Source organism: Embleya sp. AB8, assembly GCF_049739465.1.
GTDB lineage: Bacteria > Actinomycetota > Actinomycetes > Streptomycetales > Streptomycetaceae > Embleya.
The window spans coordinates 1-14,832 of sequence record NZ_JBMHHY010000009.1; the positions used below are offsets into that span (position 1 = coordinate 1).

The following is a 14,832-nucleotide window of genomic DNA, read 5'->3' on the forward strand; positions in this document are numbered from 1 at the left end:
TGGGGAGTCGGGTCGGGACTCGGATGGGGAGCCGGGTCGGGACTCGGATGGGGAGCCGGGTCGGGAGCCGGGTGGGGAGTCGGGTCGGGACTCGGATGGGGAGCCGGGTCGGGACTCGGATGGGGAGCCGGGTCGGGAGCCGGGTGGGGAGTCGGGTCGGGACTCGGGTGGGGAGTCGGGCGCGCAATCGGGCGCGGATTCGGGCGACGAGGGGTAGCGCCGGGGTGGCTGCCTTTGGCCGGGGTCGGCGTGCCGGATCGGTCTGGCGTGTCGGGTGCTCGGGTTCGGCGGGTCAGGTTTTTGCGTGTCGGCGGCGGACCGGGGCGCCGCGGACCGTGGTCGGGCGGCGGGTGGAGTCCGGTTCGGGGTGGCCTTCGCCGCGGGCGTCGGACCCGGTGTCGGGCCGGGCTTCGGATCGGGCCTCCGGGCCGGGGGCGGGTCGGGGATGCGGGTCCGCGGTGGTCGGGTCGACGATCAGGCGCATCCTGGTGAGATGGGCCAGGGCGGTGTCCAGGCCGCGATTCGCCGGACCGGGTACGAGTTCGCGCATCGCCACGACGGCGGGGCCAAGGCGTACCGACTCGGCCGCGTCGGTCACCCGCAGCCATACCTTGAGCGCGTTGTCGGCGGCGGCGAGCGTGCTGGGGTGTTGCGGGCCGACCGCCTCGGCGCCGCGCTCGGCGACCTGACAGTAGATCAGTACGGCGTCCGCGACCCGACCCAGACCGGCGCTGACGAACGCCAGCATCGCCTGCGCGTCGAGCGTGCCCGGATGCGTGGGGCCGACCAACTTCTCCATGCGCATGCCGAGTTCGGCGGCCTGCTGCCACGCGTCCATCCCGCGCCCGGTGTCCGCGGCGTGCCGGATGGCGGCCAACTCGTGCCAGTACGTGGGCAGTACGTCCGCCGGCCGGATCAGCGCGCCGGCCGCCGTCGCGCCCTGGGCCAGTGCGCGGCGGGCGGGGGTGGGCCCGACGGCCCGACCGCGTACCGGCATGGACATCGGTCGATGCGGCCCGATACCGCGATTGGGGGCCAGCGCCGGGGGCAGCTGGGTGGGACCGGTCTGCGGGGGGCGGCGCGCGGGGGTCGGGGTCAGGGCGCTTGCGCCGGACTGGATCCGCACGGTTATCCGAGGCGGCAGCGGTGGTGGCGGCGGTTCGGGATGCGGGCGGGGCGCGGGACCGGCCGCGCGGCGGTTCGGTCGGTCGGCGGCGGGGCGGGACGTCGTCCCGGCGGCAGGGGCGGGGGCGGTCCTGGGGCGGCGGACGAGGCTGCCGGTCGGGCCGGTGCGGCCGGTGCGGTCTGCCGGTTCGGTCGCCCTGGGATTCGGCGTGTCGTTTGTGGATCCGCCGGTCGGGCCGGGGAATTCCGGCTCGCGGTCCAGATGGGCGGACTCGGCGGGCGGGCGGGGTCCGGTGGGGGTGGCGGCGCCGCGACCGGTCGGCGCCGAGGTGCGGTCTCTGCCGGTGGGTCTGCTCAGCGGCGGGCTGCCCGGTCTGGCGGCGCCGGCTCGGAGGGCTTCGCGCAGGCTGGTGCCGGGGACCTCGGGCTCGTCGTCGGGTCCGGAGGCGAGTGCGGAACGGACCAGGTCCAGGGCCCGTCGGCCGACCCCGGGTTCGTCGCGTCGGCGGGCGGCGGGCTGTTCGCCGGGCTCGGCAAGCGGGTCGGTGGATGCCCGGCGGCCGAGCGGCTCGACGGGGGTGCTGAGGTCGGCCGTGCCGCCACCGACGACTCCGGAGCCGCGCAGGCCGGAACGTTGCGCCGGGGTCATGCCGTTGGGCGGCACGGTGGACAGCGCGGAGACGCCTATCCCGGTGGCATCGGCGGGGCCGTTCGGCCCGCCTGGCCCGTGTGTTCCGTGCGCCCCGTGCGTTCCGTGTGTTCCGTGTGTTCCGTGCGCTCCGTGTGTTCCGTGCGTTGCGTTCGGTCCGCTCGACCCGGCGGGCGCGGTGCCGCGTGGGGTGACCGCCTTGAGCCGGCGGACCGCCGTACGCAGGGTCGGCGGTCGGGCCTCGGGGGAGCAGTTGGCCAGGGCGAGGGATCCCGAGGTCGGCGCGAACTCGACGGTGTCCGGGGCCAATCGGGCCCGCTCGGCGAGGAGCGGATGGATCTCTTCGGCCGGTACGGGGTCGGGCAGTTCGGGAAAGCCCTGGCCGAGCGCGGCGACCAGCGCCCGGGTGAACGGATGCGGCGGGCCCTTGACGTCCGGCGGATTCACCACGCCCCACAGGGGGATGTCTCGGCACAACTCGTGGGCCCGTTCCCGGACCGCCTCCCAGGACTCCCGACCCACCGTCAGATCGCAGATCACCAGCGTGGTCTCGGCCGGTCGCGGGCCGAGCAGTTCGATCACCCAGGACCACGGCAGCCCGTCGTAGCGGACCGAGTTGGGGGTGGAATCCCGCAGACCCAGGTGCAGTTCGCGACGCCGGCGGTCGACCAGGAGGCGGCCGGTGAGGTATACGATCACCGGCCCGTCGACGGCCGCGGCGGCCTGAAGGTAGGCCCGTACCGCGTGTGGTTGCACCGCGTCGGGCAACTGGACGACATCGGCGGCGGCTTCGGGGAAGAGCTGATGGGGCGTCAGGGCCGACATCGCGACGAGGTTGCCGCCGCTGTCCGAGCGGCGTCCCCGCCCGGCTCTGCCACCCTCCACGAGCAACAACTGGCCGCGTTCGGACGGGATTCGGATGAGCCGCCCACCACGTTCGGTCATGTGTGCCTCCCCGGCCGAGCCCCTCTTGGGTGGATCACCACGCAACTGAAGGTTAGGGGTAGCGACCGGCCATGGTCGACATATCGGACCGGTTGGCCGGTGGGTGCGTGGGCGGCCGGTGGTCGCAGTGGGGCGTGGGTGGGGCGCACGAGGGGCGCGGGCGCGCCGGGGTTGCTCGGGCGCGGGGGCGGGGTCAGCCGGTACGCGGGATGACCCGGAATACCGGGTAGCCGGGGGCGATTCGGGCGAGCTCGGCGTCGGGTGCCCGGTGGTCCACGCCGTCGAAGAAGACGCCGACCTCGAACTTCCACTTGGCCAGGTAGGCGCGCAGGATCTCCGGCTTCTCCGCGTCCGGGACCTCGACGACGGTGAACTCCTCGCGCCGCCGGCCGATCCGCAGTTCGCCGCCGCCGGCCACGCGCATGTTGCGCACCCACTGGGTGGTGCCGCGCGGGGCGACCAGGAAACGCTCGCCGTTCAGCGGCAGCGGGTTGACCGGCGTCGACCGCAGCTCGCCGGACTTGCGGCCCCGGACGTAGAGGATGCGGGAGCCCCACACGCTGACACCGTGCCGGGCGAGGAAGGCGACGGCGCGGTTCATCGCGCGATCGATGCGGGCTTTCGGGGCGATGTAGCGGGTGGGGGTGGTGGGTGCGGGTGTGGTGGGCGGAGTGGGCGAGGTGGGTGAAGCGGGGGCAGCGGGCGCGGTGGGTGCGGCTGTCGTTTCGCTGGTGCTGGTGCTGGCGTTAGCGCTGGCACCGGCGTTGGTCGGCGGGGTGGGGAGGTCGGTGTTCATGGGTGCTCCTGGTGATCTTTTTGGAGAGCACTGCTCTCGTTACGGAGCGCTGCGCTCGATGCGACCGGTGGTCTCTCATTGCGAGCACTGCTCTCGATGTGAGCAGTGCTCTCGATACGAAGCCATGCTCCTGATGTGAAGCGGTGCTCGAAGCGCGAGCAGTGCTCTTGTCTGAGATCAGTGTGCACGATTCGGAGCGGTGATGCAAGAGCAGTGCTCTCGTTTATGTGCAGTGCTCTGGCGTCTGGCACACTGACCGCATGACCGAAGCCCTTGGCAGTGCAGCTCCCGACGACGCGGCCACCCGGACCGCGACTCTCCGGACCGCAGCCCCCCGTACCGCGCGCGATCGCGCCCGCGCCGAACTCACCCAGGAGATCAAGGCCGCCGCGCGCCGCCATCTCGCCGCCGAGGGTGCCCAACAGCTGTCGCTCCGGGCGGTTGCCCGCGAGTTGGGCATGGCCTCGTCCGCGCTCTACCGCTACTTCCCGAGCCGGGACGACCTGCTGACCGCGCTGATCGTGGACGCCTACAACGCGATCGGCGAGCGGGTCGAGCGCGCCGTCGAAGCGGCGGGCGCTGCCGAGCATCCGCGTGCCGCCTGGCGCGGACTGTGCGACGCGGTGCGGGCGTGGGCGCGCGAGCATCCGCACGAGTACGCGCTCATCTACGGCTCGCCCGTGCCCGGCTATCAGGCGCCGGAGGATACGTTGGCGCCGTTCTCGCGCGTCCCGTTCGCGCTCCTGCGCATCCTGCGCGACTCGGGCGCCGACTTCGCCCGCCCCACCCGCGACGCGGGCCTGCCCCAGCCGCTCGCCGCGCAGTTGCAGGCGGTCGTCGAGGCGGGCGGGCTCGATGTGCCGCCACCGGCGCTGGCTCGCGCGCTGTTCGCCTGGACCGGCGTATTCGGCATGGTCAGCTTCGAACTGTTCGGCCAACTCAGGGCCAGCGCCGACCCCGCCGACCCGTTCTTCGGGTACGCCGTCGAGCGGCACGCCGATCTGCTCGGGTTGGCCTGACCCGATGGGCCGACTCTCCCGCGCGCAGGTCCTGGATGCGGCGCTCGCGCTCGCCGATCGGGACGGCATCGGCAAACTCTCGATGCGCCGGATCGGCGCCGAACTCGGCGTCGAGGCGATGACGCTCTACCACTACGTGCCGAACAAGGACGCCGTACTGGACGGCCTGGTCGAGCGGATCGTGGCGAGTGTGGCACCGCGGCCGACCGGCCCGCGTACGGTCTGGCTCGCCGAGTTCGCCCGGGCGTTCCGTGCCGAACTGCTTCGCCACCCGGCGGTCGTCCCGCTCGTGGCGACCCGACCGGTGGCCACCCCGGAGGCCCTGGCCGCCGTGGAGCGGGCCACGGCGGCGCTGGTCGGTGAGGGGCTGGCGCCGCTGCGGGCGTACCAACTCCTCAACGCGATCACCACGTTCGTGATCGGGCATACGCTCGCGGAGCTGGATACCGGCGACTCGGCATCCCCGGTCGGGCCGGAGGCGGCGGCGGAACTTCCTTGCCTCACCGCGGCGTTGGCCGCCGGGCTCGGCAGCCGGGCCGACCACGACGAGCGCTTCGCGCTGGCGATCGCGGCGCTGTTGGCGGGGATCGAGTAGGCGCAGCGTCGAGGGCCGGGCCGGGCCGGGCCGGGCCGGGTCGGATCGGATCGGATCGGGTCGGGTCGGGTCGGGGCGGACCAGGTCGACCCGCCCCGGCCCGACCCGGCCTCGATCGTGGGGCGGGCTACTGCGCCGGTACCAGTACCACCGCCGTGCCGTACGCGCAGATTTCCGTACCGTTGCCCGCGTCGGTGACGTCGTAGCGCATCGCGAGAACCGCGTTCGCACCGCGTCCGCGCGCCTGTTCCACCAACCGCTCGGCGGCCTCGGTGCGGCTCTGGACCAGGGTCTTGGTCAGGCCGCGCAACTCTCCGCCGACCATCGACTTGAGGCCCGCGCCGAGTTGGCTGCCGATGTTGCGCGAGCGCACGGTGAGGCCGAAGACCTCGCCGATCACCCGCTCCACCCGATACCCCGGCACATCGTTGGTGGTGACCACGAGCACGCCCGGGTCGTTGGGCGCGCCGCCGTACGCGTCGAGATCACTCATGTCGGCCTCCGAAAGAGTCGGGGAGCGGGGAAATCCGGGAACGGGCTTCCGTCGCATCGGTTGCAACCTCCTAACGGGTGGCCGCGCGGAAGGCGTTCCACACGTATGTCACCGGTTCGGCTCAGGGAGGCGGTGGGAGCGGGTAGGCGTGACCTTCTTGACCGTTCTTACGCTGTAAGGCAAACTGTTCTTGCGCGACACTTACGGCGTAAGACGGTGATGGTGATGGCGACCGAATCGAGAGGAACCGGACGATGCTCATCGGTGCGACGGTACGGCGGCTCAACGACGGCGTGGACTACCCGACCTTCCGCGACGCGTGGCTCCCGGACGAGCGGTTCGCGGGCGACCCGCGGCGGGTGCTCAGCGCGATCGATCTCGCCGATCCGCAGCAGTTGTTGACCGTCGCGCTGATCGACGCGGGCCCCGAGGACATCCCCGGCTGGCTGGCGCGGATCGGGCCGAGCGAGCGGCGTCGGGCCGAGCGGATCAAGGGCATGGTCGGTCCGTGGCAGCTCGATGCCGTCTATTCGGTCGTCGGCGACGACGACCTGGCGCTGCCGAGCCCACGCTGAGACCGAGCCGAACTCGCGGTGGGTCCACGGGTATTGCGCGTGCCGAAAACCGCTGCCCGGCAGGCGTGTTCCGCTGCCGGCGTCGCGGAGTGGCGAAAGTGAACCGGATCATCGCGGTGGAGAAGGGCGTCAAGACCAAGTGCTTCCAGGAATTGACGGATGCTCACTTTCGGTATGGGCGGCGGTAGCGGGAGGTCAGGGCACCTTGGTCAAGTCCCGCCAGCGGGCCAGTACTTCGGGGTCGCCTTCGAGTCGGCAGCCGGTGGCGTCGGCTCGGTTCCACACCAGGAGATACAGGGTCTCGGCGGGTCCGGACACGATGAGATCGGCGCTTTCGGCGCGTTCGGCGGAGTCGGCGGGGCTGGTGGTCTTGGTGGCTTCGGTGGCCTTGGTGGGTTCGAGGTGCGCGATCACCTCTCGGTCGTCGGGCTTGATTCGCATGGTCCACGCGAGCGGGGCGTCGTCCGGTGCGATCGTGATGCTCAGTGGCGGGTCGGCGACCACGTTGCGGCGCGGCACGGACAGGAATCCGGACAACAACTCGTCGATCCCGTCGGCCGCGAACTCGGCCGACACGATCGACGGCACGCCGGCCGCGAGTTCGGTGTCGACGCGATGGATCGCGGTCTCGTGCGCCTGCCGCCGGGCCCAGAAGGCGAGCGGGTTGGGCGCGTCGAACAGGGTCCAGGCCGGCGCGTCCGGCGAACCGGCGGCGAGGGTCTTCAGCAGTTCGGCGTGCATGGCGCGATACCAGTCGAGCAGTTCGTCGTCGCCGGGCGCGCGGAACAGTGCCGTCGAATCCTCGCGGCTCGGACGTACCGCACTGCGTGATTCGACGATGTACGCGGCCCATCGATGTACGCCGCCCAGGTGCCCGAGGAGATCGCGTACCCGCCAGTCGGGGCAGGTCGGCACCTGGGCGTCGAGGCCGGTCCGCTCGGCCGTACGGGCGAGCAACTCGCCGTCGGCGCGCAGGATGTCGAGGTGTGTGGCAATGTCCATCCGCCCACGCTCTCACGCGGGATGCCCGCGGTACAGGTGCCCGGCGGCTCGGGACAATGGGCCACGATGCCCGGTCGGCGCATCCTATGCTGGGGTGTGATGGGTAGCTTCGGGGTATATGTGGTGGCTCGATCGGCGTGGCCGCTGCTGGAGTTGCCGGCCGTCCAGCAGGCCGGCGGCGAACCGCGCTGGTCGGCTCGCGATGGGGACTGGCAGGTGCTGCTGTTGTCGGCGGGGCTCGATCCGGGGCCGACGCTGATGGCCGACACCGACGCGCCGGTACTGACCGCCGACGTGGTCTCCGGCCACTTCGCGATGATCGACGCGCAGAGCCCGCGTGGCGGCGAGATGTGGCACTGCGCGCTCGCGCCGCGGGCGGCCAGGTCGTACGCCCTCGATCCGGAGCTCGGCCCGCCGCCGGAGCGGGTGTTGCCGCGCGCCGTCGGCTGGGCGCGGGAGGCCGGGCTGACGCCGGACGAGGTGGCGCTGGAGAACACGTTGCGTGCGGAGGGGACGCCGGACGACCTGCTGCGGGCGTTCCTGGACGCGTTGGGCTTTCGGTTCGTGGCGGACGGCGGGTGGGCTGTTAGTTGATTCGGCGGCGGTGGCGGCGGTGGGGGAGGGTGGTTGGGCCCGGGATCGGGACCCGGGACCGGGCCTTCGGACAGGTACGTGCTGATCCTTCGTAGCCAGCGGGTGTGGTAGCGGCTGACCAGGGCGTCGGGGGTCAACCGGGACAGGGTCGGCAGGTATTTGTTGGTGGTTTCCGAGCCGGCTCGGCGGGTGGTCAGGGATGCCTTGCGGGTGCGCGAACTCGCGTAGTCCGCGAGGGCTTCGGGCAGACCGACGTCCGGCGCAGCGCGCGGGCCAGGGTCCAGGCGTCCTCCAGGGCCTGGTTGCCGCCCTGCGCGACGGTCGGCGGCATGGTGTGCGCGGCGTCGCCGATGAGGGTGGTCCGGCCCAGGCTCCAGCTGCGCGGGACCCGGTGTCGGCGGTGCGCGAAGAATTCGATGTCGGCGTCGGTGACCGCGGCGAGCACTTCGGGTACCGGCGTGGCCCAGTGGCCGAATCGTGCGCGCAACGCGGCGATCGGCGACGCGGGCGCCGGTTCGGCCGGGCTGCGGCGGACGTCGAACCACCACTGGAGCAGGCCGTCGGCGGCGGGCAGCAGGCCGCACATGCCCTCGGGGCCGACGATCATCAGGCCGCGGCGGGCGGACACCACGTCGACGTCGACCGGGCCGAGTCCCTGCCAGGTGACCCAGCCGGTCGGGGTGGTGGGGTTGGTGCCCCATACGTGTCGGCGGACCACCGAACCTGCGCCGTCGGCGCCGATGACCAGGTCGGCGGTTTCGCGCGTACCGTCGGCGAAGGCGGCTTCGGCGCGGTGGGGGGGGGTGGCTCACGGCCGTGCAGGTCTTGGCGAAGACGACCTCGGGTGCGGGCCCGGTGCCGGCCAGGCGGTGGATCAGGTCTCGGCGGGGGATCGACAGGTGCGGATGGCCGTATCGCGTGGCGGCGAGGGATACGTCGATCCGCATTAGTACGCGGCCGGTGTGGTCACGCTGTTCCAGCAGGTCGATCGGCGCGCCCAGGCCGTCGGTGGGGACGCCGAGGTCGGCGAGGATGCCGGTGCCGTTGCGATCGAGGTCCTGGCCCGGGCCGGCGTACACGGCTTCAGCCATCGCGCGGTGGACGAGGCGGCGGGCGTGCCGGCGGGCACTGCCGTCGAACTACTTCCGCAACCGTGACGGGTTGTCGAGCGCGGCGGCGGAGCGTGTCCTGGAGCTGCACCGCGCCGACATGACCGCCGCACACGCGGTGGTCGCCGGTCCGATCGACCGGGACGGCGGCGCGGGCGCCGGCGCGCGGGATGGTGGCCGGTACCGGGTCGGTGGGGTGAGCGGGGACGAGCGGGGACGAGCGGGGACGAGCGGGGATGTCGGAGTGGGCGTGTTGAATGGAGGGATGGCCATTCGACCCGCGCGCGCCAATATCGACCCCGTTTCGCCCGAGCCGCCGATTCCCGACGAAGGGCTCGTCATCCGGGACGAGGACTGGTACGGGAAGGAACTGACCGACACCGCGAAGTACACCCGCTACTCGTTCCTGGACACCGACTGGACCGAGGTCGTCAACGAGGGCGCGGTCTTCGACGAGTGCACGTTCGCGGGGGTACGGTTCAACGCGTCGCGGCATACCGGGGCGGCCTTCACGAACTGCACGTTCAAGCGCTGCACGTTCTTCGACACTCGGTTCACCGACTGCAAACTGGTGGGCAGCCTGTTCCAGCAGTGCACCTACACCCTGTTCGAGGTCTCGGGCGGCGACTGGTCGTTCGTGGGACTGCCCGGTGCCGATCTGCGCCAGGTCACCTTCGACGGCACGCGGATGCGAGAGGTGGACCTGACCGCCGCGCGGCTGGAGCAGGCCACTGTGACCGGCTGCGACTTGTCCGGCGCGATGCTGCACGGGGCCAAACTGATCGGGGCCGACCTGCGCGGCAGCGAGTTGTCCTCGCTCGACCCGCTGACGGTCGAATTCAAGGGCGCGACCATCACTCTGGAACAGGCCGCGACGATCGCGACGACGATGGGCTGGAACGTCGGCTGAACTCGATCGCTACCGCTACCGCTACCGCTACCGCTACTTCTCGGCGGTGAGCCCCGGTTCGGGTGCCGGTGCCGGTGCCGGTTCGGGTTCGGGTTGGGGAGGGTGTGCCGGGCCCGTCGGTCGGTCGGGCGGTCGGGTGGGGGCGGGCCCGGCAGCGGGGTGGGTGACCTGGTCAGGCCCGGACGGGACCCGTGCCGGCGCCGGTCGCGGTGATCGCGGCGGCGATGGTGTCGAGGTCGGCGGGGGTGAGGGTCAGGGTCGCGGCGCCGGTCCAGCCGTCGACCTGGGCGGGCGTACGGGCGCCCACGATCGCACCGGTGATGCCCGGCCAGGCCAGCGTCCAGGCCACCGCGACCTCGGCCACGGATACGCCGTGTCGGGCCGCGATCGGCCGCAGCGCCTCGGCCAGGGCGAGGTTGGCGGTCAGGCCGGTGGTGAAATCGGGACTGGCCCGACGCCAGTCGTCGACCGGCAGACCCGCGACGCGCTCGGCCGAGAACGCGCCGGTGAGCAGGCCGGATTGCATCGGCGAGTAGACGATCACGGCCGAGTCGTGCGCCGCCGCCCAGGCCAGTTCGGGCGCGGCGGAACGGTTGATCGCGGAGAACGGCGGCTGGATCGCGTCGACGTGGGCGATCCGTTCGGCGATCTCCAACTGCTCGACCGAGTGATTGGACAGCCCGATCGCCCGGACCTTGCCCTCGGCCTTCAGGTCGGCCATCACCTGCCAGTACTCCTGCAGCGGCGTGGCATTGGGCGACGGCTCGCCGGCGTCGGCGCCGTACTCGAAGGCCTCACCGGTGTCCGGCCAGTGCACCTGGTAGAGGTCGACCCGCTCGACGGCCAGCCGCCGCAGCGAGTCCTCGAGTTGGCGACGGACACTGGCCGGGTTCATGATCCGGCGCTCCGGCGCGGTGGGTCGGTCCGGGTCCCAGACCAGGCCGACCTTGGTGAACAGGTACGGCCGGTCGGCCTCGGCGAGTTCGGCGACGGCCTTGCCGACGAGCCGCTCGGAATGGCCGTGACCGTACGCGGCGGCGGTGTCGATCCAGTTGACCCCGGCGGCGACGGCGTGCCGGATGGCGGCGATCGACTCGGCGTCGTCGGTGGCGCCCCAGCTGTAGCTCCAGCCCGCGCCGGACACCGCCCACGAGCCGAAGCCGACTCGGGTGATGTCCATCGTGGTGGTGCCGAAGGGGGTGGTGGGCAGGCTCATGGGTGCGTTCTCCAGACTCGAAAGACTCGCTGTGCTCGTGGTCGGGCCACCGCGGTTCGCGGCGCCTGCGGCCAATGTTGGGGTGCGCGCGGCGACCTACCCAGGGCTCTGCTCGGACCGGGTACGGGTCATCCTGGGTCCGGTGGAACCACCTTTAGGATCGGCCCATGAGCAAGCGAGCGGATCTGGGCGACTTCCTGCGGTCCCGCCGGGCCCGGCTCAAGCCGGATGACGTCGGCCTGACCCAGTACGGCGAGCGCCGCCGAGTCCCCGGGCTGCGCCGCGAGGAACTCGCGCGGCTGGCCGGGGTGAGCGCGGACTACTACGTGCGCTTCGAGCAGGGCCGCGCGGAGCACGTCTCGGCCGAGGTGCTGGACGCGGTTGCCGCGGCGCTGCGGCTGAACCGGGACGAGCACGAGCACCTGAGGGCCCTTGTCCGCGCGGTGGGCGCGAGGCACCCGGCGCCGCCGGCACCGACCCAGCGGGTCCGACCCGGGCTGCGCAGGCTCCTGGACTCGGTGCCGGAGACGCCCGCGTTCGTGCTGGGTCGGCGCACCGACATCCTCGCCTGGAATCCGCTGTTCGCAACGTTGTTCATCGACCTCGACGCGCTGCCCGAGGAGCGACGGAACAAGGCGTGGCTGGTCTTCTGCAACGAGCAGGTGCGGTCGCGCTACGTGGACTGGGCGACCAAGGCCCGGGACGTCGTCGCCTACCTACGCCTCGATGCCGGCCGCCACCCCGACGACCCGGCCTTCACCGACCTGATCGCCGAACTCTCCGACACGAGCCCGGAGTTCCGCTCCCTGTGGGCCACCCACGAGGTCCGCGACAAATCCCACGGCGACTACCACCTCCGCCACCCGGCCATCGGCGAAATAACCCTGTCCTACGAAAGCCTCCACCCCACGACCGACACCGACCAAACCCTCATCACCTACACCCCGGAACCCGCATCCCCTTCGGAAGCAGCCCTACGAATCCTCGCCGCGACGCACGGCCATAACAGCATTCCTCAGCGGCAGGCCACAGCATCCGGCGGCTGAGGGTACGGATCGTCCAAGGGCGCGCACGGTCGACCTCCGGACGCCCAGAAATTCGAGGTCGAAGTCGGCGTGTGCAGAGAGTTGGGCGTGTTTTGGTCGCGTGCTTGTAACTCTGTGCCGAGGGTTCTCGGTGGTGCTAATTGACTACTTGAAGCTCTCCGATGCGAACCGTTGTGCTGGTTTCGCCGGTCATATCCGGGAGCAGATGGGTAATACGGTCGGATCCTACGTAGCTGGCTTCCCAGTGAACCGTCGCAGTGACCGTGTACCGGGCCTGTGGCTGATCAGCGGATGCCCTTTTGTACACATAGCCGCAATCGGGCGAAGTGGGGGTTCGATAAGCTGGATCGTATTTCTTTCCCGGGTTATAGCAATCTACCTTGGAGCCGTCTCCCATGGACCATGTGACGTACGGAGAGTGAGCAGTGGCAGTGACCGTCACACCTCGATCTGTGACAGTCTTCGAAATTCCCTCCAGTGACCATTGATGAGGATCTTCGCTATCGATCCATAGCCAAACGGGGAGCCCGACCAAGCCGAGCCTTCCGGCTTCGGGTGTCATATGAATCGACGGTTTACGAAGCTTGAGCTCACCCAAAGCCAAGCCGGCAACCTGGGCATCGGTGGGAACTTGAGGGACCGTGCCGCCAGTAGCATTCGAAGTGGTTTGGCCGCCTGTTGCAACGTGCGACCCGCTGCCCTGTGTAAATCCGGGGTCGCTATTTCCGCCACCCGTTGTCGTGCCGCCACCCGTGCCGCTTCCGCCAGTGGCGCCGCCGGTATCTCCTCCAGGAGTCGGGACTTCGATACAGATGATGAGATCGCCGCAATTGTTGACACCTGCTGACGCAGATGGAAGGAACAGGAAGCCAGCGCAAATGCCAGCAGCGCAAAACAAAGCCGTACTTCGCACGATTGTTGACTTCTCCATGAATCCTCCTTGCTGGTCGGTCTCGTTCGAAGGTCTACGCGGGAGTGCCGTCGGCACTCAGGGAACGAACGGAGTCCGCAATGATGTCAACTGCCTGCGTGGCCGAGGGAGGGATCTTAAAGACGGTCATGCCAACGTTGACAAGATCCAACGACTTCCATCTGGTGGTTCTTCCATTCAGGTTTTGAAAACTTTGGCTCTTTGTGATTGTGATCGGTGTGGAAGAACCGGAGGACAGGCTTGACGTTGTTTTCGTGGTGCACATCACGAGTTTTCCACCATCGGACGTGCTCCATGCGGGAACTCGGTCATCTTCGCGCACTTCGGTTTTGACGGAAATTGTTCCACCGTTAGTGAGCGATCCGGCGTCTTGTTTGTCTTTTTGAGCGCTCTGAATAACTGCCTTCGCCCGCGGCCCCCAGGAAGTTTGAGTCGGACCGCCGTCGATATACGAAGCAAAATCTCGACAGATGTCTTCACCATAGTAGATCTTCGCGGGATCCGCGCTGGTTGAACTATCGGTGGTTGCAATCTGTGAGATGGCCGGAAAATCCTGCCCGACATTGGTGAAGGCCAGGAATGACATCTTCCAAGGGCCTACACCCTGTGTTTGCCGCAAAACTCCGAGGGATCCCCTGGACTGCTTTCCGATGGTTTGACGGCCGGTCGAAAGAAGCCAGCGGTCACTTCCTGCAGGAGCCCCTTGTGGGGAAATTGCTTTAATGTCACTGTTCGCGGCCAAATCTTCATCATTGCCGATATTGTCGCCGTATTTAAGGATGCGTTCCAGGCGAGCCGTGGATATTTCCAAAAGAATTCCAGACTCAATGCTGCCAAGTGTCTTTACGTCACGCTCGGCTCTTGCTTTCTTGCTGAGGTCGAAGTAGCTCTTCGAAGTGCTCGCTGCCTCTGCCTCGCTGATCGGGGGCGCGGGCGCGATTGATGCCTGCTGTGGCGTCCCGGGGAGGGCGGCGGCGGTTTTGGGGGCTGGGGGGTTGATTTTGGGGGAGTTGTTTGGATTGTCTGTGGAGCAGGCTGTTGTGGTTGCCAGGGTGAGGGTGGCGATGGCTGCCAGTAGTTGGGTCTTCTTGGGTCGGGCCAAATCTGCCACCCCCGCAGCAGTTGCGATCTTCGGAGTTCGGTGCTCAACGGTGATCCGACGAAGCATCATCGCACTTGATCGGGTGGCCTGTAAGCGTCTTCGGGAGATCGCCCTGTGTCAGTGGGTCGTGCCGACGAGGGTGGTCAGGCCGTAGCCCTGTTGCCATTGCCACAGGCGTGGGCGGTCGAGCAGGACGATGCCGTGGTATTCGGCGAACCGGCGGGCCTCGGTGGTGAATCCGTGGGGGGTGACGAATACCGGGATGTCGGCTCGGTGGTCGTGGTGGGCTGCGCCGATGAAGTCGTGGAGGTCGCGGGGGTGGGCCTCGTGGTCGGTGGGGCCGCAGCGGATGAGGACCAGGCTGCCGTTGGGGAGGTAGGCCTTGACGTCGGCGTCGGGGTCGACCTGGACGGCGAGGAGGCCGTCGCGGCGGCAGAGGTCGGCGAGCTGGAATTCGAAGGTTCGTTCGTCCGCGTGGTCCGGGCGGTTTTCGAGGGCCGAGCCGGCGAGCTGGACGATTGCGCACAGGAGGGCCAGGGAGGCTGCGGTGGCGAGCCAGGCGTCGTTGCCGCTGATGCCCACGCAGTCGAAGAGGTCGTGCAGGGCGATGGCCGGGAGGGCGACCAGTGGGGCTATGGCCCAGCCGCGGAACTTGGCGTGGGCGGGGGTTCGGGGCATGCGGGGTCCCTCCGTTGGCTGCCGACGGCGGAGCGGGCGGCAGCTTA

General features: G+C 69.9%; 15 protein-coding genes and 1 pseudogene. 7 read left to right on the forward strand and 9 right to left on the reverse strand.

What is annotated here, in order from left to right; genetic code table 11:
• Positions 1–292: 292 nt before the first annotated feature.
• Both ABIA38_RS14350 and ABIA38_RS14355 read right to left on the reverse strand, forming a co-directional pair.
• Positions 293–2,719, reverse strand: coding sequence for a hypothetical protein (locus tag ABIA38_RS14350; RefSeq protein WP_424638986.1), 2,427 nt, complete (start codon positions 2,717–2,719; stop codon positions 293–295).
• Between the two features lie 193 nt (positions 2,720–2,912).
• Positions 2,913–3,515, reverse strand: coding sequence for a nitroreductase/quinone reductase family protein (locus tag ABIA38_RS14355; RefSeq protein ID WP_424638987.1), 603 nt, complete (start codon positions 3,513–3,515; stop codon positions 2,913–2,915).
• Positions 3,516–3,775: 260 nt separating this feature from the next.
• Here ABIA38_RS14355 and ABIA38_RS14360 point away from each other — a divergent pair, with 260 nt between their 5' ends.
• Together ABIA38_RS14360 and ABIA38_RS14365 are read left to right on the forward strand one after the other, a co-directional pair.
• Positions 3,776–4,534 carry a TetR/AcrR family transcriptional regulator gene (locus ABIA38_RS14360; protein WP_424638988.1) on the forward strand — a complete coding sequence of 253 codons (759 nt, stop codon included), beginning with the start codon at positions 3,776–3,778 and terminating at the stop codon, positions 4,532–4,534.
• Positions 4,535–4,538: 4 nt separating this feature from the next.
• Complete coding sequence (locus ABIA38_RS14365) at positions 4,539–5,129, forward strand: TetR/AcrR family transcriptional regulator C-terminal domain-containing protein (protein ID WP_424638989.1); 591 nt, start codon at positions 4,539–4,541, stop codon at positions 5,127–5,129.
• 127 nt (positions 5,130–5,256) lie between these two features.
• Here the strand turns inward: ABIA38_RS14365 and ABIA38_RS14370 are convergent, their stop codons facing one another.
• Positions 5,257–5,622, reverse strand: a complete 366-nt coding sequence (locus ABIA38_RS14370) for a YbjQ family protein (RefSeq protein WP_424638990.1) — start codon at positions 5,620–5,622, stop codon at positions 5,257–5,259.
• Between the two features lie 254 nt (positions 5,623–5,876).
• On the opposite strand from ABIA38_RS14370, the gene ABIA38_RS14375 reads away from it, so the two are divergent.
• Positions 5,877–6,197 (forward strand): hypothetical protein, encoded by a 321-nt coding sequence (locus ABIA38_RS14375; protein WP_424638991.1) that lies wholly within the window; start codon positions 5,877–5,879, stop codon positions 6,195–6,197.
• 195 nt (positions 6,198–6,392) lie between these two features.
• On the opposite strand, the gene ABIA38_RS14380 is transcribed toward ABIA38_RS14375, so the two are convergent.
• Complete coding sequence (locus ABIA38_RS14380) at positions 6,393–7,199, reverse strand: maleylpyruvate isomerase family mycothiol-dependent enzyme (RefSeq protein WP_424638992.1); 807 nt, start codon at positions 7,197–7,199, stop codon at positions 6,393–6,395.
• A gap of 99 nt (positions 7,200–7,298) precedes the next feature.
• On the opposite strand from ABIA38_RS14380, the gene ABIA38_RS14385 reads away from it, so the two are divergent.
• Positions 7,299–7,793, forward strand: a complete 495-nt coding sequence (locus ABIA38_RS14385; protein WP_424638993.1) for a hypothetical protein — start codon at positions 7,299–7,301, stop codon at positions 7,791–7,793.
• Positions 7,794–7,986: 193 nt separating this feature from the next.
• Here the strand turns inward: ABIA38_RS14385 and ABIA38_RS14390 are convergent, their stop codons facing one another.
• Positions 7,987–8,541 (reverse strand): FAD-dependent monooxygenase, encoded by a 555-nt coding sequence (locus ABIA38_RS14390; protein WP_424639250.1) that lies wholly within the window; start codon positions 8,539–8,541, stop codon positions 7,987–7,989.
• Between the two features lie 214 nt (positions 8,542–8,755).
• On the opposite strand from ABIA38_RS14390, the gene ABIA38_RS14395 reads away from it, so the two are divergent.
• Positions 8,756–8,950, forward strand: a complete 195-nt coding sequence (locus tag ABIA38_RS14395; protein WP_424638994.1) for a hypothetical protein — start codon at positions 8,756–8,758, stop codon at positions 8,948–8,950.
• A gap of 4 nt (positions 8,951–8,954) precedes the next feature.
• Positions 8,955–9,812: a pentapeptide repeat-containing protein gene (locus tag ABIA38_RS14400; RefSeq protein WP_424638995.1), complete on the forward strand. Its 858-nt coding sequence runs from the start codon at positions 8,955–8,957 to the stop codon at positions 9,810–9,812.
• Between the two features lie 172 nt (positions 9,813–9,984).
• Here ABIA38_RS14400 and ABIA38_RS14405 read toward each other — a convergent pair whose 3' ends face one another.
• Positions 9,985–11,028, reverse strand: coding sequence for an aldo/keto reductase (locus ABIA38_RS14405; RefSeq protein WP_424638996.1), 1,044 nt, complete (start codon positions 11,026–11,028; stop codon positions 9,985–9,987).
• 167 nt (positions 11,029–11,195) lie between these two features.
• Between ABIA38_RS14405 and ABIA38_RS14410 the strand changes: the two genes are divergently transcribed.
• Positions 11,196–12,074 carry a helix-turn-helix transcriptional regulator gene (locus ABIA38_RS14410; protein WP_424638997.1) on the forward strand — a complete coding sequence of 293 codons (879 nt, stop codon included), beginning with the start codon at positions 11,196–11,198 and terminating at the stop codon, positions 12,072–12,074.
• Positions 12,075–12,210: 136 nt separating this feature from the next.
• Here the strand turns inward: ABIA38_RS14410 and ABIA38_RS14415 are convergent, their stop codons facing one another.
• The 3 genes and pseudogenes from ABIA38_RS14415 to ABIA38_RS14425 form a co-directional block, all read right to left on the reverse strand.
• Positions 12,211–13,005, reverse strand: coding sequence for a hypothetical protein (locus ABIA38_RS14415; protein ID WP_424638998.1), 795 nt, complete (start codon positions 13,003–13,005; stop codon positions 12,211–12,213).
• A 637-nt stretch (positions 13,006–13,642) separates the two neighbouring features.
• Positions 13,643–13,834 (reverse strand): annotated as a pseudogene (locus ABIA38_RS14420) (hypothetical protein); the annotation flags it as partial.
• A 390-nt stretch (positions 13,835–14,224) separates the two neighbouring features.
• Positions 14,225–14,785 carry a restriction endonuclease gene (locus tag ABIA38_RS14425; RefSeq protein WP_424638999.1) on the reverse strand — a complete coding sequence of 187 codons (561 nt, stop codon included), beginning with the start codon at positions 14,783–14,785 and terminating at the stop codon, positions 14,225–14,227.
• Between the last annotated feature and the right edge of the window lie 47 nt (positions 14,786–14,832).

Bases quoted from the DNA above. Each gene is read 5' to 3' on its own strand.
- ABIA38_RS14350 (WP_424638986.1), bottom strand. From the start codon at position 2,719: ATGACCGAACGTGGTGGGCGGCTCATCCGAATCCCGTCCGAACGCGGC.
- ABIA38_RS14355 (WP_424638987.1), bottom strand. From the start codon at position 3,515: ATGAACACCGACCTCCCCACCCCGCCGACCAACGCCGGTGCCAGCGCT.
- ABIA38_RS14360 (WP_424638988.1), top strand. From the start codon at position 3,776: ATGACCGAAGCCCTTGGCAGTGCAGCTCCCGACGACGCGGCCACCCGG.
- ABIA38_RS14365 (WP_424638989.1), top strand. From the start codon at position 4,539: ATGGGCCGACTCTCCCGCGCGCAGGTCCTGGATGCGGCGCTCGCGCTC.
- ABIA38_RS14370 (WP_424638990.1), bottom strand. From the start codon at position 5,622: ATGAGTGATCTCGACGCGTACGGCGGCGCGCCCAACGACCCGGGCGTG.
- ABIA38_RS14375 (WP_424638991.1), top strand. From the start codon at position 5,877: ATGCTCATCGGTGCGACGGTACGGCGGCTCAACGACGGCGTGGACTAC.
- ABIA38_RS14380 (WP_424638992.1), bottom strand. From the start codon at position 7,199: ATGGACATTGCCACACACCTCGACATCCTGCGCGCCGACGGCGAGTTG.
- ABIA38_RS14385 (WP_424638993.1), top strand. From the start codon at position 7,299: ATGGGTAGCTTCGGGGTATATGTGGTGGCTCGATCGGCGTGGCCGCTG.
- ABIA38_RS14405 (WP_424638996.1), bottom strand. From the start codon at position 11,028: ATGAGCCTGCCCACCACCCCCTTCGGCACCACCACGATGGACATCACC.
- ABIA38_RS14410 (WP_424638997.1), top strand. From the start codon at position 11,196: ATGAGCAAGCGAGCGGATCTGGGCGACTTCCTGCGGTCCCGCCGGGCC.
- ABIA38_RS14415 (WP_424638998.1), bottom strand. From the start codon at position 13,005: ATGGAGAAGTCAACAATCGTGCGAAGTACGGCTTTGTTTTGCGCTGCT.
- ABIA38_RS14425 (WP_424638999.1), bottom strand. From the start codon at position 14,785: ATGCCCCGAACCCCCGCCCACGCCAAGTTCCGCGGCTGGGCCATAGCC.